The 23,509-nt window shown below is 58.9% G+C and carries 21 protein-coding genes and 1 pseudogene; 6 read left to right on the top strand and 16 right to left on the bottom strand.

Annotated elements, in window-relative coordinates:
- Positions 1 to 40 precede the first annotated feature (40 nt).
- A complete protein-coding gene (locus OCV66_RS10400; RefSeq protein WP_256435208.1) occupies positions 41 to 169 on the top strand; it encodes a hypothetical protein in 129 nt (42 codons plus the stop codon).
- 66 nt (positions 170 to 235) lie between these two features.
- Here OCV66_RS10400 and OCV66_RS10395 read toward each other — a convergent pair whose 3' ends face one another.
- The 6 genes from OCV66_RS10395 to proC form a co-directional block, all read right to left on the bottom strand.
- A complete protein-coding gene (locus OCV66_RS10395; RefSeq protein ID WP_107631296.1) occupies positions 236 to 889 on the bottom strand; it encodes a hypothetical protein in 654 nt (217 codons plus the stop codon).
- Positions 890 to 904: 15 nt separating this feature from the next.
- On the bottom strand, positions 905 to 1,342 hold the full coding sequence (rnhA, locus tag OCV66_RS10390; RefSeq protein WP_054328040.1) for a ribonuclease HI: 438 nt from the start codon (positions 1,340 to 1,342) through the stop codon (positions 905 to 907).
- Positions 1,343 to 1,480: 138 nt separating this feature from the next.
- Positions 1,481 to 2,080 carry a zinc dependent phospholipase C family protein gene (locus tag OCV66_RS10385; protein ID WP_054328022.1) on the bottom strand — a complete coding sequence of 200 codons (600 nt, stop codon included), beginning with the start codon at positions 2,078 to 2,080 and terminating at the stop codon, positions 1,481 to 1,483.
- Positions 2,081 to 2,281: 201 nt separating this feature from the next.
- Positions 2,282 to 3,154, bottom strand: a complete 873-nt coding sequence (locus OCV66_RS10380; RefSeq protein WP_147574259.1) for a radical SAM protein — start codon at positions 3,152 to 3,154, stop codon at positions 2,282 to 2,284.
- 62 nt (positions 3,155 to 3,216) lie between these two features.
- Positions 3,217 to 3,546 carry a hypothetical protein gene (locus OCV66_RS10375; RefSeq protein ID WP_054328024.1) on the bottom strand — a complete coding sequence of 110 codons (330 nt, stop codon included), beginning with the start codon at positions 3,544 to 3,546 and terminating at the stop codon, positions 3,217 to 3,219.
- 84 nt (positions 3,547 to 3,630) lie between these two features.
- Positions 3,631 to 4,440, bottom strand: a complete 810-nt coding sequence (gene proC, locus OCV66_RS10370; RefSeq protein WP_107631299.1) for a pyrroline-5-carboxylate reductase — start codon at positions 4,438 to 4,440, stop codon at positions 3,631 to 3,633.
- Between the two features lie 136 nt (positions 4,441 to 4,576).
- Between proC and OCV66_RS10365 the strand changes: the two genes are divergently transcribed.
- Both OCV66_RS10365 and OCV66_RS10360 read left to right on the top strand, forming a co-directional pair.
- Positions 4,577 to 5,470: an FUSC family protein gene (locus tag OCV66_RS10365; RefSeq protein WP_159068127.1), complete on the top strand. Its 894-nt coding sequence runs from the start codon at positions 4,577 to 4,579 to the stop codon at positions 5,468 to 5,470.
- 72 nt (positions 5,471 to 5,542) lie between these two features.
- Positions 5,543 to 6,916 carry a sodium-dependent transporter gene (locus tag OCV66_RS10360; protein WP_107631301.1) on the top strand — a complete coding sequence of 458 codons (1,374 nt, stop codon included), beginning with the start codon at positions 5,543 to 5,545 and terminating at the stop codon, positions 6,914 to 6,916.
- Positions 6,917 to 6,962: 46 nt separating this feature from the next.
- Here OCV66_RS10360 and OCV66_RS10355 read toward each other — a convergent pair whose 3' ends face one another.
- The 8 genes from OCV66_RS10355 to OCV66_RS10320 all read right to left on the bottom strand — a co-directional run bounded on the left by OCV66_RS10355 (position 6,963) and on the right by OCV66_RS10320 (position 14,214).
- Positions 6,963 to 7,601 (bottom strand): CatA-like O-acetyltransferase, encoded by a 639-nt coding sequence (locus OCV66_RS10355; RefSeq protein WP_054328028.1) that lies wholly within the window; start codon positions 7,599 to 7,601, stop codon positions 6,963 to 6,965.
- 115 nt (positions 7,602 to 7,716) lie between these two features.
- On the bottom strand, positions 7,717 to 8,826 hold the full coding sequence (gene nagA / locus OCV66_RS10350) for an N-acetylglucosamine-6-phosphate deacetylase (protein WP_054328029.1): 1,110 nt from the start codon (positions 8,824 to 8,826) through the stop codon (positions 7,717 to 7,719).
- Between the two features lie 18 nt (positions 8,827 to 8,844).
- On the bottom strand, positions 8,845 to 9,582 hold the full coding sequence (gene nagB / locus OCV66_RS10345; protein WP_107631303.1) for a glucosamine-6-phosphate deaminase: 738 nt from the start codon (positions 9,580 to 9,582) through the stop codon (positions 8,845 to 8,847).
- Positions 9,583 to 9,835: 253 nt separating this feature from the next.
- Complete coding sequence (gene nagE / locus OCV66_RS10340; protein WP_054328030.1) at positions 9,836 to 11,347, bottom strand: N-acetylglucosamine-specific PTS transporter subunit IIBC; 1,512 nt, start codon at positions 11,345 to 11,347, stop codon at positions 9,836 to 9,838.
- A 128-nt stretch (positions 11,348 to 11,475) separates the two neighbouring features.
- The gene (locus OCV66_RS10335) at positions 11,476 to 11,733 is read right to left on the bottom strand and encodes an HPr family phosphocarrier protein (protein ID WP_054328031.1); all 258 of its coding nucleotides are present in this window, start codon (positions 11,731 to 11,733) and stop codon (positions 11,476 to 11,478) included.
- A gap of 52 nt (positions 11,734 to 11,785) precedes the next feature.
- Positions 11,786 to 12,280 carry a PTS sugar transporter subunit IIA gene (locus OCV66_RS10330; RefSeq protein WP_054328032.1) on the bottom strand — a complete coding sequence of 165 codons (495 nt, stop codon included), beginning with the start codon at positions 12,278 to 12,280 and terminating at the stop codon, positions 11,786 to 11,788.
- A gap of 328 nt (positions 12,281 to 12,608) precedes the next feature.
- Positions 12,609 to 13,448, bottom strand: a complete 840-nt coding sequence (gene licT, locus OCV66_RS10325) for a BglG family transcription antiterminator LicT (RefSeq protein WP_054328033.1) — start codon at positions 13,446 to 13,448, stop codon at positions 12,609 to 12,611.
- Positions 13,449 to 13,458: 10 nt separating this feature from the next.
- Positions 13,459 to 14,214, bottom strand: a complete 756-nt coding sequence (locus OCV66_RS10320) for a copper homeostasis protein CutC (RefSeq protein WP_054328034.1) — start codon at positions 14,212 to 14,214, stop codon at positions 13,459 to 13,461.
- 214 nt (positions 14,215 to 14,428) lie between these two features.
- Here OCV66_RS10320 and trkA point away from each other — a divergent pair, with 214 nt between their 5' ends.
- Positions 14,429 to 15,802 carry a Trk system potassium transporter TrkA gene (gene trkA, locus OCV66_RS10315; RefSeq protein ID WP_054328035.1) on the top strand — a complete coding sequence of 458 codons (1,374 nt, stop codon included), beginning with the start codon at positions 14,429 to 14,431 and terminating at the stop codon, positions 15,800 to 15,802.
- Positions 15,799 to 17,244, top strand: coding sequence for a TrkH family potassium uptake protein (locus OCV66_RS10310; protein ID WP_054328036.1), 1,446 nt, complete (start codon positions 15,799 to 15,801; stop codon positions 17,242 to 17,244). The genes trkA and OCV66_RS10310 overlap by 4 nt, the downstream gene beginning before the upstream one ends.
- Positions 17,245 to 17,312: 68 nt before the next feature.
- On the opposite strand, the gene OCV66_RS10305 is transcribed toward OCV66_RS10310, so the two are convergent.
- The gene (locus OCV66_RS10305) at positions 17,313 to 19,040 is read right to left on the bottom strand and encodes a phospho-sugar mutase (RefSeq protein WP_107631305.1); all 1,728 of its coding nucleotides are present in this window, start codon (positions 19,038 to 19,040) and stop codon (positions 17,313 to 17,315) included.
- A gap of 370 nt (positions 19,041 to 19,410) precedes the next feature.
- On the opposite strand from OCV66_RS10305, the gene OCV66_RS10300 reads away from it, so the two are divergent.
- Positions 19,411 to 22,992, top strand: a complete 3,582-nt coding sequence (locus OCV66_RS10300; RefSeq protein WP_262564422.1) for an S-layer homology domain-containing protein — start codon at positions 19,411 to 19,413, stop codon at positions 22,990 to 22,992.
- Between the two features lie 43 nt (positions 22,993 to 23,035).
- Here OCV66_RS10300 and OCV66_RS10295 read toward each other — a convergent pair.
- Positions 23,036 to 23,509: pseudogene (locus tag OCV66_RS10295) on the bottom strand (hypothetical protein); the annotation flags it as partial.

Genomic DNA, 23,509 nt, shown 5'->3' with positions numbered 1-23,509 from the left:
GTATGATATAGGCAAATCTTAAAAGAAAGAAGGCCGCAATATGAACAAGTTTGTAAAGGCACTTAGCAACATGAGCGAAGCATCTATGCAGAACAACGGTTATGTCCGTAACCTGCTGCGCACCTATGGCGGCAAGGTTTCGAACAGAGCCAACACCCCGAAGGACTAAGCCCCCATCGGGATCATGCCATAGAACGAAAAGACGTCCGGAGGCGCTCGCCTTCGGACGTCTTTTCTATATTTTGCGGATATTTTCCCGATAATAGGCTTCAAACAGGCTCATCATCAGGCCCTTGCGCCGCCCCTCACCCCTGTGCCGCAGGTAGCGCCAGCAGGACCGCGCGGTCAGCAGCCCGCCGACGGCGCAGACGATCATATCCTGCATCGTGTCGCCCACGCCGGTGGACGCGACCTGCTGCGGGTCCGCGCCGGAAAAGGAAACCGCGTATTCCCATATCTCCCACAAGACCGCGCTCAGCACCGCGAACATCCAGGTATACAGCGAGGCGTTGAACGCATCCGCCCGATCGAGCGCGTGGCCTGGCTTTTTCGCAAAATACACCACCATGCCCAACACGGCGAACAGAAAGCCCGACAAAAAGTGCAACAGCTTATCCCAGCAGGGAATCCACTCATACCCGCCGAACAGGCTCGCAAACGGCACCGCCGCCAGCACGAACCAGTCGAACACGATCTCAAGCAGGTACACCGGCCGCAGCCGGCAGACCCGATAAAGCGCAAACGGCACAGCGGGCAGGGCGAGCGCCGCAGCGGCAAGCAGGGCGTTGTATGCCGTCAGGTCCCGCCGCAGGCCGTATACCGCGGCGCACAGCGTGAACATATAGTAAAACAGCAGGGTGCCTCCCCGCAGACCGCGCAGCCTGTCCATCCGACCGGCCTCCCATCACTTGTATTTCTGGTACTGACTTACCGCCAGCTCGTCGCAGCGGTTGTTATAGGGGTTATCCGCGTGTCCTTTCACCCAATGGAACCGGACCTCATGCTTTTCGAGAAGAGCGAGCAGCCGTCCCCACAGCTCCGGATTTTTGGCCGGTTTTTTATCTCCCTTGATCCACCCTTTCGAGCGCCAGCTTTTCGCCCAGCCCTTTGTGATGCCATCTACCACATATTTGCTGTCCGAGTACAGGTCGACCGAGCAGGGCTCGGAAAGCGCTTCCAGCGCGGTGATCACGCCGAGCAGCTCCATGCGGTTGTTGGTAGTCGATGGCTCGGAGCCGGACAGCTCCTTCTCATGCGCCCCGTACCGCAAAATGGCACCCCAGCCGCCCGGCCCTGGATTGCCGGAGCAGGCCCCGTCCGTATAAATCGTCACGTTTTTCATAGTATCTCCCATTGTTTTTTCTTTATTATAGCACGGACCGCCGGAAAAAAGAAGTGCGACCGACGCACGCCGCAAAAACAAGCGCCGTCCGGCTCTCCGGACGGCGCTTGCCGCAACAGCGTGTAAAAAGTGTCTGTATCAGGCGATGACCGTTGCGGGTACATCCACCTGCTCGTAAACGATGCTGATGATCGAAAGCACAACCATTGCGGTTGCCCGGCAGATATGTATCAGGTCGTCGTCAATCCCATGATGGCGGCCGGCCGCGCGGTATTCGTCATGCATGGCGCCGATGCGGTTGATCAAAGCGTCCACCGAGGCCGGCGGGATAATCGGGCTTGCCCACTGCTCGAATTTCGCTTCGGTCATCCGGCGGCGGATCACGAGCGCAACGCGCTTTTCGTATACATAATGCGCCAGCAGGTTGCGGTCGTAGATATCGTCGTTATGCGGATAGGTGAAAAAATCGGTCATAAAGTGGCATATCTCGCCCAGATCAATCGAAAGCTCATGTCCATTCACCGGACCGATGGTGTATTTTTCGGTAAACGCGCGGATTTTTTCCATCACCTCGTCCATCATGATCGACGGGTTATGGCGCTTGGTCAGGTAGGTCCCTGTCAAATCCGGCTTCAGGTTTCCATAAACGAAGCCGCTCTGGTCAAAGGTAACGCCGCAGGTCTGCTCGACATAATCGAGCAGCAGGTGTGCAACACGAATGTGGGATACGGAATCCATTAGCAATCCTCCAGCCGGAATACGCTTTTCTTAACAAGTTCTTAACAGCACGGCCGCTCAACAGCCTTTCATTTCCCCAAATCATCAATAGTATAGCACATCTCCGCGCCGTTGTCTCGTTTTTTTCTAAATTGTAACGAAATCAACATCTTAATTTCGCGTTTTTCTCTGTTTTTCACAATACAGGCAAAATTATTTTAGCTATCTCGCACGAAATGCTTCGTTGCGGAATTGCACCTCGCCCGCCAATGCCTGCCGCAGGCGTTGACACATCGCCTCCCGATCGCGGTTGAGCGTACCGGCAAGGTTGACATAATTGGAGGCGTGGTTGGCGCGGAACACGCTGCCCTCGGCGTCGATATGCTCCAGAAGCGTGAGCGTCTCCCGCGCGATCTCGACCGGCTGCATCAGATAAAACCGCCCTGCCCGCCAATCCCGCATCAGGGGCGTTTCCAGCTCAAACAGCAGGGTCAGCAGGCCGATATACTCCGGCTTCATGCGCGACAGGGCCAGCGCGGTCCCGATCGCGTGCTCCTCGCTCAGCTCCAGCGAGCCAAGGCCCGCGATGCAGGTGACCGACAACTTCATGCCCGCCTTTTTCACCATCAGGCCCGCGCGCACGATATCGTCCACCGTTTCTCCCTTATTGACGCGGCGCAGCACCTCGTCCGAGCCGGATTCCAGCCCCATATAGACCATTTCCAGGCCAAGCCCGTGCAGCTGGTCCAGCTCCTCCTGCGTTTTGACCAGGATGGACGCGGGCGAGCCGTAGCTTGTCACCCGCTCGCACTCGGGAAACAGGCGGCGGATATACCGCAGGAGCTCGGCCATATGCTCCGCACGGCACATCAGCGCGTCGCCATCCGCAAGGAAAATGCGGTCCACGCGGCGGTACATGCGCCGCGCCTCATCGAAATCCGCTTTCACATCCTCCAGCCGCCGCACGCGGAAGCGCTTTTCCTTATACATATCGCAAAACGTGCATTGATTATGGCTGCAGCCGACCGTCGCCTGTATGATCAGACTATATGCCTCTGACGGCGGGCGGAACACACGTCCCTCGTATTCGATCACGTCCCTCGCTCCTTTCTCCCGGCAATAAGGAACGGGCGGAGGGTGGCTCCGCCCGCTTTGCCTTATTCCTCGTCTTCTTCGGCCTGATCTTCCTCCGCTGGCTCCTCCGGCTCGGCAGCCGCAGGCGCTTCCGCTTCCTCCGGCACCTCTTCGTCGAACGTGTCCTGATAGGAGGCGTCCGCCGCCGCGCACTCCTCCGCGCAGGCGCAGGAGGCGCAGTCGGATTCAGCGCGCATCATTTCCTCCAGCTCGTCCATTGCCTTGAGCTCCGCCTCATGATAAACTTCTTCCTCGCGCTTTTTCTGAAGCAGAACGAGCGCCGCCGTCGCGCCGGCCGCACAGGCCAGACTGGTCAGCAGCAGCCCGGTTTTTACTTTCGTCGATTTTTTCACGGTATCCACTTCCTCTCAAAGTGATGCGGAATATTTGTCTTTACTTTACCATATGGTCTACCTAAAGTCAATGGCGAAGGGTGGCTATTTGCCCAGTTCGTATGCGCGGGCAATGCAGTTATCGCACGCTTCCGCCAAAATATCGTACAGACCGCGCGATTCGAGCACCTTCATCGCCTCGACCGTGGTGCCGCCGGGCGAGCAGACCGCGCCAATCAGCTCGGCGGGCGTCCGGTCCCCCCGCAGCAGCATTTTGGCGGAGCCGATCATGGTCTGGCAGAACATCCGGAGCGCGTCCGCCTCCGGCACGCCGTGCTGTACGGCGCTGCGCACCATCGCGTCCGCGAAGGCGTAAATATAGGCGGGCGCCGAGCCTGCATAAGGAATGACCTCGTTGAGCATGCTTTCCTCATCGAACACCGCGGTCGCGCCCATGGTATCGAACAGGGCGCGCACGGCGTCAAGCTGCTCCTGTGTCGCGGCCGCGTTTTTCACAAGCTGCGCCGCCCCCTCGCCCAGCATGAGCGGCGTGTTCGGCATCACGCGGACAACCGGCGTATCCGCGCCGAGCGCGCGCTCGATCTTCGCAAACGTTATGCCCGCCGCGATCGAAACCACCAGCGGCTTTTCACACCGGCACCCTGACAGGACCGGCAGGATCTCATCAAAATTCTGCGGCTTGACCCCCAGCACGACCGTATCACACGCCGTATACACTTCGGTATAATCCCCCGTGACCGCAAAGCCCTTTTCCCTGTTTTTCTCGCGTTTTTCCGCGCTGCGGTTGAACAAAAGCGCCTGCGCGGGCGGGAACAACCCCGCGCGCACCGCGCCCTCCACGATTGCGGTACCCATGTTGCCCGCGCCCAGCACACCGAAACGGTAGGTTTTCATCCGAACACACTCCTTATTTTATGGCTGCCTGTAGGATTTATTATAGCACAGCGCGCTTTTGTGTGCAAACGCCTTGTGAAACGGTCTGTTTCATGGTACAATACTTTTATTATTCTATTCCGGAGGCGACGCCATCGTGGGACATTTGCTGCCGCATATCGGGCTACGGACGGTCAAGACCGGCCTGGCGGTTGCGCTGGCCCTGTTTTTTGCCGATCTGCGCTCCTCGCCCGCGGCGATCTTCGCAGCCATTGGCGCAATCGTCGCCATGAACCGCACGGTGGGCGACGCGTTCCAGTCCTGCCGCACACAGTTTTTCGGCATCCTGTTGGGCGCGGGCTTCGGCGCGGTGTTTGTCAACCTGTTCGAGGGGTTCCGCTATATCGGCGTCGGGTTGGGGTTGATCGCCCTGATCCTGCTCTGTGTGGAGCTCAAGCTGCAGTTTGCGGTGCCGCTGGCGTGCATCGTGTTCGTGTCCATCTGCCTGTCCCCGGCGGACGAAGCCTTTTTTTACGGCGCCAACCGCCTGCTGGACACCTCGATCGGCTTGGCCACCGCCCTTGTGGTCAACATTGCGCTCAAGCCGTACAACAACCGCGCGCGTATCACGGAGCAGTTCACCCATTTCCTGCAGTCCGTACCCGCTTATGTGGAGGCGCGTGTCATCTGCGGGCGGTATCCGGACCTTTCCCCGCTCAGCCGCCAGCTGGGGCGCATCGCGGAGGAGCTTTCCATCTTTGAAAAGCAGAACGTGTTCCGCTTGCCGGACCACCGCACGCAGGCGGTCTATCTGCGCGGCTGCGAGCAGCTCGCCAACGCCCTGCTGCAGGAGCTGACCGCGCTGTGCGCCATGGATGAAAAGGGTCGCCTGTCTCCGGAAAACGCGGAAAAGCTGTCCGCGCTCGGCCTGCATGTGCCGGATACGCTGCCCGCGCCGCCGCAAAGCGACGCGGATGTGGTGGGCAATTACCACCTGTCCGGCCTGCTTCAGGCCTACCACTACCTGAGCGAATTCAACCTCATGGAATGAGCCGTCCCAGGGTCGGGCATCCGGCATGGGGCAACAGAGAAAGAAATGTAGTAAGGGAGTTTAAAACAACACATGGAAAAGAAAAAGAGAAGCAGTTTTTCCAGCCGCATCGGCTTTGTGCTCGCCGCGGCCGGCTCGGCGGTGGGGCTGGGCAACATCTGGCGCTTCCCCTATCTTGCGGCAAAGTATGGCGGCGGCATCTTTCTGCTGGTCTACCTAATCCTGGCGGTCACGTTCGGCTTTGCGCTGATGATCACCGAAATCGCGATCGGCCGCCGCACCGGCCTGTCCTGCATCGGCGCGTACAAGGCGCTGGACAAGCGGTTCTCCGGCCTCGGCTGGCTCGCCTCGCTCGTGCCGGTTATCATCACGCCGTACTACTGCGTCATCGGCGGCTGGGTCATCAAGTATTTTGCCGATTATCTGTCCGGAAGCGGCAGCCTGCTGGCTGAAAGCGCCTACTTTGACCGCTTTATCGGCTTTGCCGGCGAGGGGCTGTTCGCCACCCCGCTGCCCTGGTTCCTCCTTTATGTGCTGCTGACCGCGGTGGTCGTGCTGCTCGGCGTGGAGAAGGGCATTGAGAAGGTGTCCAAGTTCATGATGCCCGTGCTGGTCATCCTGTCTATCATCGTGGCTGTGTTCTCGCTGACCATGGAGGGCGCACTGGAAGGCCTCAAGTTCTATATCGTACCGGATTTCAGCAACTTTTCCGGCAAAACCGTGCTGGCGGCCATGGGGCAGATGTTCTATTCCATGTCGCTGGCCATGGGCATTATGATTACCTACGGCTCCTATATGCCGAAAGAGTCCAACTTAGAGCGCTCGGTCGGCCAGATCGAGATCTTCGACACCGCGATCGCCTTTATCGCGGGTCTGATGATCGTACCGGCGGTGGTGGCGTTCAACGGCGGCGACCCATCCGGCATCAACGCCGGCCCCGGCCTGATGTTCGGAACGCTGCCGCAGGTATTTGAACGCATGTGGATGGGCCATCTGATTGGCGGCGTGTTCTTTCTGCTGGTGCTGTTCGCGGCGCTGACCTCGTCCATTTCCCTGATGGAGACCGTCGTCTCCATCGTGTGCGACAAGCTGCACTGGAAGCGCCGGCCGGCCACGGTCGCCGTGACCCTGTTCGTACTGCTGCTCGGCCTGCCCTCCTGCCTGGGGTACGGCCCGCTGGCTTCGGTCCAGATCCTCGGCATGGCGTTCCTCGACTTTTTCGACTTTATCTCCAACTCGGTACTCATGCCGATCGTGGCGTTCTTCACCTGCCTGCTGGTCGGCTGGGTGGTCGGCACCAAAACCGTGTCCGACGAGGTGGAAAAGAACTTCCCGTTCCACCGCAAGCGCCTGTTTGAGATCATGGTCCGCTGGGTCGCCCCTATCCTGGTGGTCTGCATCCTGGTTGGGCAGCTGCTCGATGTGACGGGCATCATGAAGCTGTAAAGCAAAAAACCAGGCTTCCTGCTAATGCAGGAAGCCTGGTTTTTTGCTATCCCAGCCACTCCGCCGGACAGCGCAGCAGCTCTTCCAAGTAACAAAAGAACAAATGACAGTGATACCCGTCCGCCGCCGCGTGATGGATCTGCAGCGTAAACGGCAGTACGGTTTCGCCGCCGGACGCGGTCAGCCTGCCCCATACAATGAACGGGCGCAGGAAGATGCGGTCGTCTTTCATCCGGAAAGAAACCTCAGTATAGGAAAACCACGGCACGCAGGAAAGCAGCACGGTGTTTTCCCGCGGCGCCGTACGCAGCCCTTGCATATGGAAACGCCGGATATCCTGCACCATCGCGGCATAAAAATCAGGGAATCGGTGCGTATATGCCGTACACAGGCTGTCCATCCGCCCCGTCTCCTCGGACAGCACGGTGTATTCCGGATGCACGGTGTCAAAGCGTCCCAGCCGCCCCGCGCTGTCATAGCCGAGCCGGAACTCTGGCCGGCTGTTCACGGCCGCCGCCACCGCCCAGGTAAACGCCGGAAAAAAGCGCAGGCCGCTTTCCTTTGTGTACCGGCGGAACGCGGTGACGCAAAGCTCCCGCGTCAGGCTGTAAACGCAGCCCGCCTGCATGAAATGCGTAAAGGTATCCCGCTGCTCCCAGCCTTGCAGGTCGATTGGATGGAACATATTTCCGCCCCCTTTTCCCCCATTATAGCACAGCCGCGCCCCCTGCGGCAAAAAAAGCAGGCCGGACCTGTAGGGTCCGGCCCGCTTCGGCAGGGAGGTGATATTGTCTGTTTTGTCAGATCAGCTGGCCGCGCAGGAGCAGTGTGTGGACGTTCAACTCGTCGTCCAGCAGCAAAACATTCGCGAGCTTGCCCGGCTCGAGCGAGCCATAATCGTGCTGCACGCCGATCGCGCGGGCCGGATTGGTCGAGGCAGAACGGATGGCCTGCCCCAGTGGTATGCCCATTTTGACCGCGCTGCGCACACAGTCGAGCAGGTTGGTGGCCGAGCCGGCGATCGTACCGTCATGCAGCGTCGCGCGGTTGCCGCGCACGGTGACCGCCTGCCCACCGAGCGAGTACTCGCCGTCCTCCAGGCCGGTGGCCATCATGCTGTCCGAAATCAGCATAACGCGGTTCCAGAACATTTTGAACGTCGCGCGCACCACGGCCGGATGGATATGCACCCCGTCCGCGATCAGCTCGACCGCGACCTCGTCGTTATCGGCCGCGGCGCCGATAACGCCGGGCGCGCGGTGCGACAGGGGCGGCATTGCGTTATACAGGTGAGTGACCTGCCGCGCGCCGCGGCGAAACGCCTCGCACGCGGTATCGTAATCCGCCTCGGTGTGGGCGATGGACAGGCGCACCTCGCCCGCCAGCGCCTCGATGGTTTCCATCGCGCCCGGCAGCTCGGGCGCGAGGTCGCACAGCTTGAACAGCCCGTTCGCCTTTTTCTGCAGGCGGCGGAACATATCCGCGTCCGGCGCGTGCAGGTAGGCCGCGTTCTGGGCGCCCTTTTTGGCCTCCGAAATGAACGGCCCCTCCATATTGATGCCCACTAAAGCGGCGTTCCTGCTCTCCGTGCGGTAGCTCGCGGCAGCCTCCGCGATCACGGAAAGCTTATCCTCCGGATAGGTCATGGTCGCCGGACAGATAGCTGCGACGCCGTTCTGCGCCTGGTATCTGGCGATCGCGGAGATCGCCTCATGCGTCCCGTCGCAGAAGTCATAGCCCACGCAGCCGTGGAAATGCAGGTCCACCAGACCCGGCACCGCGTACAGACCGCCCATATCGACCGCCTCCGCCGTTGGCTCGGCGGCGGATATCCGGTCGCCCGAAATGGTCAGGCTGCCCGTGCGGAACGAGCCGTCCGGCTGGTATACCTTCAGATTTTTAAACTCCATACTTTCCCTTCTTTTCCTTTACAGCAGATCCCCGCACTTGGACAGCGCCGCTTCGTCCGCAACCACGGATACGTCGGTGTGGAGCTGCAGGATAGTCGCCGGCACGCGCGGCGTAACCGGCCCAAAAAACGCCTGGCGCACGATATCCGCCTTATTCTCTCCGGAAACGACGATCACTATACGGCGCGCGAGCATGATGGTCTGCACGCCCATGGTATACGCCTGACGCGGCACATCGTCCGCGGAGGCGAAAAAGCGCTTGTTTGCCTCGATGGTGGACTCGGTCAGGTCGACGCAGTGCGTACCCTTGGAAAAGAACTCATCCGGCTCGTTAAAGCCGATATGTCCGTTCAGGCCCATGCCCAGCAGCTGCAGGTCGATCCCGCCGGCCGCTCGGATCGCCGCGTCGTAACGCGCGCACTCGCGCTCCGCATCGAGCTGAGCGCCATCCGGCAGGTTGATGCGCTCCGCCGGCACATTGATGGCGTCGAAAAAGTTTTTGTGCATAAAATAGTGGTAACTCTGGTCATGATCCGCGGTCAGGCCGCGGTATTCGTCCAGATTGAACGTGGTACAGGCGCCGAAATCCACGTCGCCCTTATTATACCACTTGATCAACTGCTCGTAAATTCCAATCGGGGAAGAGCCGGTCGCCAGGCCGAGTACCGAATCCGGCTTGAGGATGACCTGCGCCGAAATAATGTTGGCCGCCTTACGGCTCATATCGTTATAGTCCTTTGCGCGAATGATTTTCATATCCAGCACCTCTCCAACAAATAATAGATTATTTTATTATATCACAGCGGCGCGTTCCCATTAAGCGGTGCGCCGCCGGTCGCTGGGCTGATTTCACGGCCGCAGCACAGGGACAGGCACTGCCCGCCCGCAGAACGAATGCACACTGCCCATCCCTGCACGGGATGGCCCTGCCTGCGCTTGGAAAGCAGGGAGGCGGGCTGTCCGCCCGCCTCCCCGTTGCGCGGAGCGCAAATCCATGGGTTTTCTGTTTTTACAGCATCTTGTGCATCTCGTCGGCTACGAATTGCACCTTGGTACCCACAATGACCTGTACCGAGGTCTTGGACGGACGCATGACGCCCGCCACCCCCGCGGATTTGATCTTCTTTTCATCCACCAGCGTGTAGTCCTTGATTTCAACGCGCAGGCGGGTGATGCAGTTATCCAGCGAGGTGATGTTGTCCTTGCCGCCGAGTCCCTCCAGCACGGTGGCAGCGATGGCGGTAAAGTCATTGTTCGCCAGGGTCGCGCCCGCGTCCTGCGCGGCGGTATCGTCGTCGTCATCCTCACGGCCCGGGGTCTTGAGGTTGAACTTGCTGATTGCGATGCGGAACACGATATAGAACACAACGAACGCCGCGATGCCCAGCGGGATAATCAGCAGGGTCTTGGCCGCCGCCGGCAGAGAAGCGGAGAATACCAGGTCGGTCAGGCCCGCGGAGAACGAGAAGCCCGCGCGGAAGCCGAGCGCCACGGTGACGAACGCGAAAATACCGTACAGCAGCGCATAAACAACGTACAGGGCGGGAGCCAGGAACATGAACGCGAACTCAAACGGCTCGGTAACGCCGCAGATGAACGCACAGAGCGCTGCGGAGCCGACCAGACCGATCGCGATCTTCTTCTTGTTACTCTTGGCGCAGTGAACCATTGCCAGGGCCGCGCCCGGGATACCGAACATCATGCAGGGGAAGAAGCCGGACATATACATGCCGAGGCTCCAGGTGATCGGCGCATTGGTCAGGCTCATATCGCCGGTGACCTTGCCGGCCCAGAAGTTCTGCAGGTCGCCCAGGCCGATGGTATCGAACCAGAACACGTTGTTGAGCGCGTGGTGCAGGCCGGTGGGAATAAGAAGGCGGTTAAAGAATGCGTACAGGCCAGCGCCAACTGCATCCAGGCTGACGATCGCCTCGCCCAAGGCAACCAGTGCGCCGAATACGATCGGCCATACGAACAGCAGGATTGCCGCAACCACAATGGATACGACAGCGGTTACAATAGCGACGCAGCGCTTGCCCGAGAAGAACGACAGCCAATCAGGCAGCTTGGTATCCTTGAACCGGTTATAGCAGGCCGCGCCAAGCAGGCCGGCAATGATGCCGATGAACGGGTTCTCAATCTTGCCGAACGCCAGCATCGCATCCTCGTTGTTCGCGATCGACGGCATGATGACCGTAACGACCGCGGTGTTCAGCAGCTTGGTGATCATCAGCCAGGATACCAGACCGGCAAGACCCGCCGTACCGTCCTTATCCTTGGCCATACCGACCGCAACGCCGATGGCGAACAGCCAGTGCATGTTGTCAATGAGCGCGCCGCCCGCCTTAATCAGGAAGAAGCCGATCGTGTATGCCGCGCCGCTGGCGACATAACCATTGACCTCGCCCGCCATGGCAGCGGGAGCGAGCGCGTAGCCAATCCCCATCAGGATGCCGCAGATCGGTAGGCACGATACCGGCAGCATCAGGGCTTTGCCCAGTCTCTGCAAATACTTTAACATAGGATTTTCCCCTCCTCATTTCTTTCAGGCCTTTCTTTATCCGGCCCTATGTAGTGCCGCGCGCCTTACCGAGCCGAACGGCAAGGCGCGCATTATTCCACTGCCCCTCGGGGCAAAATGAAAACCTCTTACAGGTTTGCCTTGAGGAACGCCTCGATCGCTTCCGCGGCCGCATCCTCGTCCGGCCCCTCGATCGTGACCTTGAGCGGATCCCCCTTCTTGGCGCCCATGCTCATCACACCCATAATGCGCTTTGCGTCAACCTCTTTCTTCGGGGAGGCAACCATGATTTTGGACTGGAACTTCGCAGCCTCTTTCACCAGCATGCCGGCCGGACGCGCGTGGATGCCGAGCTCGTCGGTAATCGTGTATTCAATGGTTTTCATAGGGATGACTTCCTTTCCTGAATAATATTTGAATTTTTGAGGGTAAACTGGTTTATTTTGCCTGCAGCGTCAGCAGCACGTCTCCGGCCGCGACCGGTCCAGTCTTTTCCGTCTTTACAGCGGCGAATCGGTCCGTGTTGCAGATAATGACAGGCGTGACCGTTTCATAGCCCGCGGCCTTGACCGCCTCGGGGTCGAATTCGATCAGCAGATCGCCTTTTTTGACCCTGTCGCCCGCCTTGCAGCACGCCTTGTAGTGCTGGCCGTTGAGCTGGACCGTGTCGATGCCGACGTGGATCAGCACCTCGGCCCCGTCCGCCGTGGTCATGCTCACCGCATGGCCGGTGTCGAACATCACGTCGATCGTGCCGTCCGCGGGCGCCGTTACGCGGCCTTCGGCCGGCAGGATGGCCGCGCCCTGCCCGAGGATGCCCTGCGCAAACGTCGGGTCAGGTACCTCCTCCAGCGGGACGACCGTTCCCGCCATCGGCGCGGCGATCGAGATGCCGGCGGAACCGCCGAACAATCCCTTGAGTTTCCCAAACATACAATCACACCCTTTTTCGACGAGTATGTCCTCCTGATGCAAAAAGTATCCAAAAACGAAAAAGAACCAAATTTCGCCGCAGTAACACAGTCTTACCTAAAAGACAAACTACGAGAAATTTGGTTTTGCCCGCCGGAGCGGTAACAATCCAATCATTCAGAGGACATTGTTTACTTGTTGAGTGTATTGTAACAAATTGTTCACAATTTTGCAAGCCCGATTTGCACGGCAAACTATCCGAAAATGTCATCCTTTTTTTGTGAGTTCATACCAATAAAATCGGTTTCACCAACAAAAAAGGAGGCCTTTCTTTGGCCTCCCGCTTGCTTTAGCCAGCATTTTTATCCATCACGCGCGCGATATGTATGGTGAGGTAAAGCAGCTCGTTCTGTCCGGAGGCGAAGCCCTTTTCCCGCTTGACGTAGGCGCACACCTTTTGCGCGCAGGCGAACGCGCGGGGGTATTTATACCGCACGACGCCGAGCAGGTCCGCGTCCTCATCCCCGTACTGCTGGCCGCTCACGATGCGCCGCGCGAAAAACTTCAGGTGCGTCACAAAGCGGTAATAGTCGATCGAATCGCAATCCGGCTCAAAGCCGTAAGCGCTCCGCACGATGCGGAACACCTCCTGCATGAGATAGGTCATATCGTACACGTCGCGGATCTCGCCGCCCACCTGCGCGTTGACAAAGTGCATGGCGATAAAGCCCGCCTCGTCCTCGGTGAATTCTACGCCCGTTTCCTCACGGACGATCTCATTGGCCTTGCTGCCCACCTGGTATTCATCCTTGTAGAACTGCCGGATATCCCACAGCAGGGGATTGGGCAGGCGGATGCCCTCCTTATACCGGTGGATAGCGGCCGAGATATGGTCGGGCAGGGTGACATAAATACTGTCCGACAGCTCTTTCCCCAGCGCGATCTTGGCATGGTTGATAATGCGCTCGCTCATCAGGAAGTGCGGAAGCGGGATGCTGGTGATGAGCTGCTGAAACCGGTCTGAAAGCTGGTCCGAGTGCAGCGTGAAGCGTTTTTCCACCTGCGCGGCCGGCGCCTCGTCCCCCGCGCGCCGGCCAAAGCCCAGCCCGCGCCCCATCAGCACGGTTTCCGCGCCGTTTTCGTCCAGCGCCACAACCACGTTATTGTTCAGTACCTTTTCAATCCGCATGGCTTTCCCCCTATTCTGCGCCGCAAAGCGCGTCCAACGCGCATCGCGCGGCGCGGACAGCCGCCTCATCGCACCGCCAGACCTCGAATTCGCTGATGCCGGGCAGCCCCATCGGCACCCCCTCGCGCCGGTAGGTCATGCGGCTGTTTTCCGTCCGCTTGGCGGACAGGTGGAACGCGTCCGCCCCTGTCATCGGCTGCAGCGCGCGGATCACGTCCGCGTTCACGCCCGCGCCGACCAGGATCTGCGGCCGGCCGCCGCTCCTCCCGACCAGCTCGCGCAGCAGCGCCGCGCCCTCGGTGCAGCTTGCCTGCCGGCCGGAAGTCAGGATGGTGTCCACGCCCAGACGCCGCGCTGCCGCGAGCGCCTCAAACGGGTCGCGGCACACGTCGAACGCGCGGTGCAGCGTGATCCCGCAGCCGCCCGCCAGCGCGATCAGCTCCGCCATACGCGGCTCGTCCAGCGTTCCGTCCGCCCGCAGCACGCCGATCACGACCCCATCCGCCCCCAGCGCGGCAAAGCGCCTGACCTGCCGCCGCAGCAGCTCGAACTCCTCCTCCGAATACAGGAAATCCCCGAACCGCGGCCGCAGCAGCACGCGGATCGGGATATCCACCCGCCTGCGCACCATGCGGAATAGGTCCTCATCCGGCGAGGTGCCGCCGATCACCAGGTTCGCGCACAGCTCGAGCCGCATCGCGCCGCCGCGCGCCGCGCTGACCGCAGATTCGACCGAATCCACGCATACCTCCAGCACCCGTGCCATGTCCCATCCCTCCCTTTATCAGGGCGCTTCCCGCCCGATTGCGCCGCGCCCCGTCCGGCGCAGCTATTTGCTTTCAGTATACCATGCGCCGCAGCCGCGGTCAACGCCGCCGCGGCGCGCAATATCTTCGGAAAGATATTGTCTTTTTGCCGGTAAAACGGTATAATCGCTATGGGCATTAAGAAAATATTAAGATTCGTATCGGAGGCGCATTATGCGTATCATTATTGTAGGCTGTGGCAAGGTCGGCTCAGCTTTGGCCGAGCACCTTTCCAGCGAGGGGCATGACCTGACGCTCATCGACCTGTCCGAGCGACGGCTGGAGGACCTGACCACCTCGCTTGACGTGGCCTCAGTCAAAGGCAGCGGCACCAGCTACCATGTGCTGCAAAGCGCCGGCATCGAGGACTGCGACCTGCTGATCGCCGTAACCGCACATGACGAGATCAACCTGCTCTCCTGCCTGATCGCGCGCAAGGCATCGGGCTGCCATACCATCGCGCGCGTGCGCGATCCGGAATATGTTTCCGAGGTCGGCTTTATCCGCGATGAACTTGGCCTGTCCATGGTCATCAATCCGGAGTTATCCACGGCGCGGGTCGTTTCCCGCCTGATCCGTTTCCCCTCCGCAATCGGCGTGAGCACGTTTGCCAAGGGGCGTATCGAGCTGCTGGACATCCGCCTCCCGTCCGGCTCCCGTCTGGCGGGCATGCCGGTCTGCGAGATCAACGTCTCGCTGCATACCCATGTGCTGCTGTGCATGGTTCGGCGGGCGGGTACCACCTTTATCCCCAAGGGCGACTTTATCCTGCAGGCGGGCGACGATATCACGATCATTATTCCCCCAAACGAGCAGGTCTATTTCTTTGAAAAGATCGGCGTGCCGCACAGCCATATCGGCTCGGCCATGCTGGTGGGTGGCGGAAAAATATCGTTTTTCCTGGCCGGCATACTGCTCAACTCGGGCATTTCGGTCAAGATCATCGAAAACCGGCTCGACCGCTGCGAGATGCTGTCCGAGCTGCTGCCCGGCGCGACCATCATCCACGGCGACGGCACCGACCGCGACCTGCTCGACGAGGAGGGGCTGGCCACCTGCGGCGCCTTTATCGCCCTGACCGGCATGGACGAGGAAAACATCCTGCTCGCGCTGCATGCGGGCCGCCATTCCAAGGCCAAGCTGTTCACTAAGATCAACCGCGTCAATTTCGAGGAGGTCATCGAAAGCCTGCCCATCGGCGCCATCATCCGCCCTAAGCAGACGACCGCCGACCTCATCAGCCAGTACACCCGCGCGATGCAGAATTCCATGGGCTCCAATGTGGAAACGCTGCACGAGCTGCGCGGCGCGGAGGCGCTCGAATTCCGCGTGGCCGCGCACGACCTGACCGGCGTGCCGCTGCAGGACATGCCCATCCGGCCGGACGTGCTGCTGTGCTGCATCAACCGCCGCGGCAAGCGGATCATCCCGCGCGGCCAGGACATACTGCAGGAGGGGGACACAGTCATCGTCGTTTCCACCCGCGAGGGCATGAACGACCTGCAGGATATCTTTCTGCCCCGTGAAACGGAGGAACAGAGGCCATGAATCACGCTATGGTGTGCTACCTGGTCGGCTGGATGTTGAGTGTGGAGGGCGGCATCCTGCTGCTGCCCATGCTGACAGCAGTTATCTACCAGGAACCGATCGCGTTCGCCTATTTGGCCGTGTCCGCGCTCTGTCTGGTCTTTTCCTGCCTGTTTACCCGCTGCAAGCCCAAGAACACCCGCTTTTACGCGCGGGAGGGCTTTGTCACCGTATCGCTGTGCTGGATCGTACTCGCGCTGACCGGCGCGCTCCCGTTCTGGCTCAGCGGCGAGATCCCCTCCTATGTGGACGCGCTTTTTGAAAGCATCTCCGGCTTCACCACAACCGGCGCGACCATCCTTGGCGATGTGGAGGCGCTGTCGCACGCCTCGCTTCTTTGGCGCAGCCTGACCCACTGGGTCGGCGGCATGGGCGTGCTGGTGTTCATGCTGGCCGTGCTCCCGCTCGCAGGCGGGCAGACGATCTACCTGATGCGAGCGGAAAGCCCCGGTCCGTCGGTAAACAAGCTGTCGCCCCACCTGCGCGACACCGCGTTCATCCTGTACGCGATCTACCTGGGTATGACCGTTCTGGAAATCGTGCTGCTGCTGCTCGGCGGCATGCCGCTGTTCGATGCCGTCAATACTGCTCTGGCAACGGCCGGCACGGGCGGCTTCGGCATCTGGAACAACTCCATGGCGCATTACAGCGGCTATTACCTGCAGGCCGTGGTCACGCTGTTTATGATCCTGTTCGGCGTAAATTTCAACATCTATTTCCTGATCCTGACGCGCCGCTGGAAGCAGGCGCTCCGGATCGAGGAGCTGCGCGTTTACCTTGGCGTAATTGCCGCCTCCGCCCTGCTGATCGCGTGCAACGTCCGTCATCTGTTCGGCGGCTTTTTTGACAGCCTGCACCACGCGCTGTTCCAGGTCGCCTCCATCATCACGACCACCGGCTTCGCCACGGTGGACTTCAACCAGTGGCCCGCGTTCAGCAAGTGCATCCTGGTGCTGCTCATGTTCATCGGCGCCTGCGCCGGCTCCACCGGCGGCGGCATCAAATGCTCGCGTGTCCTGCTGATGTGCAAAAGCATCAAAAAGGAGATGCAGTTCCTGATCCATCCGCGCTCGGTGCGCGTCAATAAGATGGACGGCCGGCGCGTGCAGCATGAGGTTATGCGCTCGGTCAATGTATTCCTGATCGCCTATCTGATCATTTTTATCCTGTCCACTCTCGCGCTGTGCCTTTCCAGCCAAGACCTTGTCACAAATTTTACCGCGGTCGCGGCCACGCTCAACAACGTCGGCCCTGGCCTGGAGCTGGTCGGTCCGTCTTCCAATTTCGGCTTTTTCGACCCGCTCAGCAAGATCGTGCTGATGTTCAACATGCTGGCGGGACGCTTGGAGCTGTTCCCCATGCTGCTGCTGTTTGCGCCGGATACCTGGCGCAGAAACCGCTGACGCGGCGCCGTACAAACGCGAAAAACCCCCGAAGCCTACTTCGGGGGTTTTTCAGCGGATCCCGCTGTTCAGCGGACGATCTCCTTTGCCGCGGCGGAGAGTGCCTCCACCTTTTCGGCGGCCGCCGCCTTGCTGTCGCCCTTGGCCATGATATAGACCTTGACCTTAGGTTCGGTGCCGGACGGACGGATGATAAATGTCGTTCCGCCCTCCAGTTCGTAATACATGACGTTCTGGCCTTTCAGCTCCATCTGCTCCGCGCTGCCGTCCGCCATGCGGGTGCGGATGCCGGACATATAATCGCGGGTGTACTCCACCTGATGCGTGCCGATCCTGCCGAGCGGCTTTTCGCGCAACTCTGCCATCAGTTCTTTCATGCGCGTCAAGCCGGAAACGCCGGGCATGGTGATGGAAACCGTCTTTTCGCAGTAATAGCCGTATTTTTCGTACATTTCCTCCATCGCGTCGTACAGGGTCTTGCCCTGCGTGCGGTAATAGGCCGCCATCTCCGCGATCAGCATGGAGGCGGTCACGGCGTCCTTGTCGCGCGCGTAGTCGCCCGCGAGATAGCCGTAGGACTCCTCAAACGCAAAGAGGTACTTGTGCGAGCCGGTCTTTTCAAACTGCTTGATCTTTTCGGCCAGGAATTTGAAGCCCGTGAACGTATCAAAGCACGCCACGCCGTTCTTTTCCGCCGCTGCGCGTGCCATCTCAGTCGTCACGATCGACTTGAGCACCGCCGGATGCGCGGGCATGGTGTTCGTCAGCTTGCGGGCGGTGATGATGTAATCGATCAGCAGCACGCCCACCTGGTTGCCCGAAAGGGTGACATAATCGCCGGTCTTGTCCTTGAGCACAATGCCGGTACGGTCGGCGTCCGGATCCGTGCCGATAATGAGGTCGACATCGTTCCGCCGCGCCAGCTCGATCGCCAGGTTGAAGCCTTCCTTGTATTCCGGATTGGGGTTTTTAACCGTCGGGAAGTCCCCGTCGATCTTCATCTGCTCCGGCTCGCAGATGATATGCTTATAGCCCAGCCGGCGCAGGATCTCCGGCACCAGGCGGTAGCCCGCGCCGTGGAACGGGGTGTAGACCAGCTTAAACTCATCCGCGACCTGCTTTACACAGTCCGGATTGACTGCGACCTTGAGCACCTCGTTGAGATATGCCTCGTCCGTTTCCCTGCCCAGAATGCGGATCATGCCGCTTTCCACAAATGCGCCGTAGTCGCCCGTGCGCACGCCGCTGAAAATATCGGTCGCCGCCATTTCCTTGGCGACCACGTCGGCCTCCGCGGGGGGCAGCTGCGCGCCATCCTCCCAATACACCTTATAACCGTTGTATTCCTTAGGATTGTGGGATGCGGTGATATTGATGCCCGCGATGCAGCCGTAATGGCGGATCGCAAAAGAAAGCTCTGGGGTCGGACGAAGCTCGTCGAACAGCAGGGTCTTGATGCCGCTCGCCGCAAGGATGCAGGCCGACTGTTTGGCAAATTCAGGCGAAAAATGGCGGCTGTCGTACGCGATCGCAACACCGCGGTCCATGGCGGCTTTTCCGTTGGATACGATCAGGTTGGCCAAGCCCTGAGCGGCCTGTCCCACGGTAAAACGGTTCATGCGGTTGAGGCCTACGCCAAGCACGCCGCGCAGGCCGGCTGTTCCAAAGGACAGCGGGGCAAAAAAGCGGCTTTCGATCTCTTCCTTATTTTCCTGAACGGACTGAAGCTCCGCGCGCTCGTTCTCAGTAAGCGCCGGATTCTCCAGCCAACGTTTGTATTCTGCAATATAGTCCATTGGTATCACCTCATCCTGTAATTTGGCCAAAGCCACTATATAAATTATACAATATCTATCTGTCAATGCAAGGGCTTTTGTGCGAATTCGTGAAAAGCACCTGATACTCCGGCACTTATATACAAATATAAATATGCATTTTTGTGTATATTGTTTCATTGCAGTAAGGTTTTACAAACAAAACAAAAATCAGGGAAAAATTTATTTGGCATCTATGGTTATTCATTGCCTTTCCTGCATATAAGGAAAATATGCTTCAATTTTCCATTTTTATAAAATGTTTATTTTAGAGGGTATTTTTGACCGCATTCCGGCAATTTCCTCTATATTATGTGCAGTATCGCGCCATCAGAAAAAGGTTCTCGCACTGGTGCTGGCGTTCGCATGCGCGTTCACCATGTTTGCCGGTGCGGCGTTCACGGATGAGGCCGATATAAAGGCCAAGGATGCCGTGAACATGCTGACGGCGCTGGGCGTTATCGAGGGCGACCCCGATGGCTCCTTCCGTCCGGACGCAACCGTTACCCGTGCGGAAATGGCGAAGATGATCTTCGTTGTCCGCAACAACTCCATTGATGATTCGGCCTACGCGAACAACTCTTCGAAGATGACCGACATCAACAGCCACTGGGCCAAGGGCTACATCAAGTTCTGCGAGTCCCAGGGCATCATCGCCGGCTACGGCGACAACACCTTCAAGCCCGACGCGACCGTAACCGGCGTGGAAGCTGCGAAGATGCTGCTCGTTCTGACCGGTTATGACGCAAACAAGGCTGGTCTGGTAGGCCACAACTGGTCCACCAACACCCTGAAGTATGCTGGCTCCGCCGGCCTGCTGGACGACGTCAACTCCGGCCTGGAGCAGGGCCTGCCGCGTCAGTACGCCGCGCAGATGATCTACAACACGCTGGAAGCCAACCGCGTGAAGTGGTCCGACGATTCCCAGTCCTTTGACGACGTCCTCAACGGCGGCATCAAGGAGACTGTCGGCTCCGCTTACATGGGCCTGTCCTACGACGTAGGCACCATGACCGAGATGAGCAAGGACTCCCTGACCATCAAGATCGACGGCAGCTATGATTCCGACAACTACCACCAGTCCAAGGATTACAAGACCGTTTCCTTCACCAAGGTAGGCTCGGATTACTCCAAGCTGCTCGGCCAGAAGGTCAAGGTCATGTTCAAGGACGGCAAGACCAACAACGTCCTCGGCATCTACGCGATCTCTGACAACACCTCCTACACGGTTGCTGCAAACGGCACCGAGAAGGACGGCGACAAGGTCAAGTTCGGCGGCTCCTCCTACTCTGTTGAGTTCTACGGCGACGCGGACAACAAGACCATCTACGACTCCAACAAGGGCGACGCGATCGCTACCTACATCGACGGCCAGGTTGCTGAAGGCACCACGCTCGACGAGCTGGACAACAACAAGCTGAACCCGAACATGTACACGTTCGTCGATACCGACGGCAACGGCAAGATTGATACCCTGAACGTTACCACCTACAACGTTGCCAAGGTATCCTACGCTTCTTCCGACAAGATCATTGCCAGCGGCAAGACCTACAAGACCGCGGATGAGAACATCGCGGACGGTATCGCCAAGGACGACTGGGTCGTTATCACCGAGAACCTGTACAACGACAACAAGGATATTGTTAAGGCTGACATGTCCACCGGCACCCTGAACGGCCTGCGCGACAACCAGTCTGCTAACATCTTCTTTGACGGCGGCGACGTTTCCACGAGCAAGGTAACCTACAACGAGTACCGCGTGGGCGACGACTGGTTCAAGGGCGCTGCGAAGGTTCAGTCCACCGCAAGCGAATCCGACCTGAACACCGTTAAGGCTGGCAACGAGGTAGAGTATGTTGTTGTCAACAACATCATGTTCTATGTCAAGCGCGTTTCCGGCAAGGCGGACGGTAAGGTTGACGAAGTTGCGATGATCGTCAACAAGGGCACCACTGGCATCGACAACGAAGTCAAGCTGGCGTTCTTCGACGGCACCACCAAGACGGTTGAGGTCGACAGCGACAGCACGATCAAGTGGGATAACCTGAAGACCGGCACCGTTTACGGCTACGACGTATCCGGCGACGAGTACAGCTTCGAGGCCCTGAAGGATGGCGTTGCTGACAGCAAGTACGAGGAGTACTACGGCGACATGACCTACATGGGCTCGCAGCAGACCTCCGGCACGAACGCATTCAACTCTCTGGGCAAGTACACCATTGACGACGACGCAGAAGTCCTGCTGTTCCTGCCGAAGCGCACCACCAACATTGGCGACGATGCTTCCGGCAACGATTCCAAGAAGATCTCCGGCAAGCAGTTCAAGGCTCTGGCTAACGGCAAGATCATTAACTCTTCTGAGATCTATGGCTTCTACGGCAGCATGAGCGGCATTGACCGCGTCGGCGCTATGGCTGTTGCAGTCAACAGCCTGGACGGCATCGTCAAGACCTGGAGCAACTACGGCTACATTGTTACCAAGCCCTACAAGGTAGACAACAGCACGATCGAGTACACCTTCTGGAACGGTTCTGAGAATGTAACGGTTCAGGAGGACAAGAACAGCACTTCCGACCGCGCGAAGGGCACCGTTATCGGCTACGATACGCTCACCGAGAAGGACGGCGTAAAGGTAATTGACGACGTGGATCATCTGACCGCTTCTGACATTACGTTCACTGCTGTAACCAGCGTAAACGACAAGAAGGATACCGCGATCTTTGCGAAGGATCCGGTCGGCGCAAACGGCAACCATGAGCTGGACAAGGTAAGCAGTAGCGACGTATTCTACATCGACACCGATGCTGACAAGGATCTGGAGATCGGCGTAGAGGACGGCGAGATCAAGGAAGCGCAGAAGGTTGACGGCGACTACCTGGCGAACGCTCTGGTAATCGGCAACGACGACGAGATCGAGCTGCTGATCATCGATCAGGGCGAGTATCTGGACAACGACGTTTACACGGTTGACACCACCGGTGGCGTTGTTGACGGCGAGGATGCGAACGCTTCTGACGTCAAGATCGGCTCCATCAATGACGTGGCAGTTGGCGAGTCCGTTGATATGGACGTGACCGTTACGACCAAGAACATCAACAAGGGCACCTCTGTCCGCGTTTCCCTGAGCAACGCTGACGGCCTGACCGCTTCGGCTACCGATATCGACAGCGACGGCGAGTCCGTTGTGACCATCAAGGGCACCCCGAAGAAGGAAGGCACCGCTACGCTGAAGGTAACGGTTGACGGCAAGACTGTTGACAGGAACTTCACCATCAACAAGGAAGCGAGCAACGTTGTCCTGAAGACCAGCTACGACACCACGGCCGACGCTACTTTCGGCAGCGTTACGACCTACACCGGTACGGTTGGCTACCAGAACGCCTGGATGCTCACCCCGGACGTAAAGGTTGTTGACGGTCAGGGCACTGACAAGTCTGCTGACTTCACTGTGACCAAGAGCAACCTCTCTCTGATCACTGACAACAACGCTGCGGCGAAGACCTTTACGGTAGCGACCAAGGCCACCACCAAGGTTGGCGATTACAAGATCGTTGTTACCCTGGGCGATCAGAAGACCGAGCAGGCGATCAAGGTTGTTACTGCTACTCCGGATGTAAAGCTGAACCTGAACAAGCCGACTGACAGCAACCCGCTGTCTGGTGTATCGTTCTCTAACAATAGCGGCACAGGCTATGATGTCGGTGCCACTACCTGGGAGAAGAGCGATGATGGCCAGAGCGGCTGGGCGTCTGACAATGGCAACGCAGCAACTGGCAAGTGGTATCGCGCTACCGCTACTCTGACTGCGAAGGAAGGCTACAGCTTCACTGGTTTCTCTGCATCTGTAACGATCAGTGATTATAATGTAGTAGTCACTCCGTCTCAGGATGGTACGACCGCTACTGTAGTTGCTACTCTGACCGCTGCCCTGTAAGGCAATAAAAAAACCCCTCTCGAATGAGAGGGGTTTTCCCTTTTTACAGCCCAAAGGCGATGTAACCGTAGGTTTTTCCGGATTCGTTGGGGTTGTTGCTGCGGTTGATGCTCATACTGTCCGATTCGGAGACGCGGAAGCCGTTTTCCGTCAGGTGGGACTCGGAAAGTTCCGGAGGGGAGCCACCGCAGAGCCTGTGACATACCGTTATCGTTTCCAGCATTTCAAAATTGCCTATCGTTGGCGCAAGTATGACCAGATACGGCTTAAAACCAAGGGAAATCAACCGGTTTTCCGTCCCGTCGCCGGTATAGGTGCCGTAAATGACCTGCGCCCTTTTTGGCATCGCCTGTTCCAGGCTGCTGACACGGTTTTTCAGCGCGGTGGTTTCACTGGTCAGCGCGGCCTGGGTCGCTTTCGCGTCCAGCTCGGCGGAAAGCTCCTCTGAGAGCATCTCCCGATCGATCGTGTCCCCGAACGTGTCCACCACGATGCCCTCCACACGCGCCTCCAGCCG

Origin of the sequence: Agathobaculum ammoniilyticum (genome assembly GCF_025567315.1) — a bacterium.
Classification (GTDB): Bacteria; Bacillota; Clostridia; order Oscillospirales; family Butyricicoccaceae; genus Agathobaculum; species Agathobaculum ammoniilyticum.
The sequence above is the reverse complement of the archived record's forward strand: the minus strand, read 5'-3'. Positions and strand labels throughout refer to the sequence as shown.

Coding starts and splice junctions, on each gene's coding strand:
- OCV66_RS10400 (WP_256435208.1), top strand. CDS start 41: ATGAACAAGTTTGTAAAGGCACTTAGCAACATGAGCGAAGCATCTATG.
- OCV66_RS10395 (WP_107631296.1), bottom strand. CDS start 889: ATGGACAGGCTGCGCGGTCTGCGGGGAGGCACCCTGCTGTTTTACTAT.
- rnhA (WP_054328040.1), bottom strand. CDS start 1,342: ATGAAAAACGTGACGATTTATACGGACGGGGCCTGCTCCGGCAATCCA.
- OCV66_RS10385 (WP_054328022.1), bottom strand. CDS start 2,080: ATGGATTCCGTATCCCACATTCGTGTTGCACACCTGCTGCTCGATTAT.
- proC (WP_107631299.1), bottom strand. CDS start 4,440: ATGAAAACCTACCGTTTCGGTGTGCTGGGCGCGGGCAACATGGGTACC.
- OCV66_RS10360 (WP_107631301.1), top strand. CDS start 5,543: ATGGAAAAGAAAAAGAGAAGCAGTTTTTCCAGCCGCATCGGCTTTGTG.
- OCV66_RS10355 (WP_054328028.1), bottom strand. CDS start 7,601: ATGTTCCATCCAATCGACCTGCAAGGCTGGGAGCAGCGGGATACCTTT.
- nagA (WP_054328029.1), bottom strand. CDS start 8,826: ATGGAGTTTAAAAATCTGAAGGTATACCAGCCGGACGGCTCGTTCCGC.
- nagB (WP_107631303.1), bottom strand. CDS start 9,582: ATGAAAATCATTCGCGCAAAGGACTATAACGATATGAGCCGTAAGGCG.
- nagE (WP_054328030.1), bottom strand. CDS start 11,347: ATGTTAAAGTATTTGCAGAGACTGGGCAAAGCCCTGATGCTGCCGGTA.
- OCV66_RS10335 (WP_054328031.1), bottom strand. CDS start 11,733: ATGAAAACCATTGAATACACGATTACCGACGAGCTCGGCATCCACGCG.
- OCV66_RS10330 (WP_054328032.1), bottom strand. CDS start 12,280: ATGTTTGGGAAACTCAAGGGATTGTTCGGCGGTTCCGCCGGCATCTCG.
- licT (WP_054328033.1), bottom strand. CDS start 13,448: ATGCGGATTGAAAAGGTACTGAACAATAACGTGGTTGTGGCGCTGGAC.
- OCV66_RS10320 (WP_054328034.1), bottom strand. CDS start 14,214: ATGGCACGGGTGCTGGAGGTATGCGTGGATTCGGTCGAATCTGCGGTC.
- trkA (WP_054328035.1), top strand. CDS start 14,429: ATGCGTATCATTATTGTAGGCTGTGGCAAGGTCGGCTCAGCTTTGGCC.
- OCV66_RS10310 (WP_054328036.1), top strand. CDS start 15,799: ATGAATCACGCTATGGTGTGCTACCTGGTCGGCTGGATGTTGAGTGTG.
- OCV66_RS10305 (WP_107631305.1), bottom strand. CDS start 19,040: ATGGACTATATTGCAGAATACAAACGTTGGCTGGAGAATCCGGCGCTT.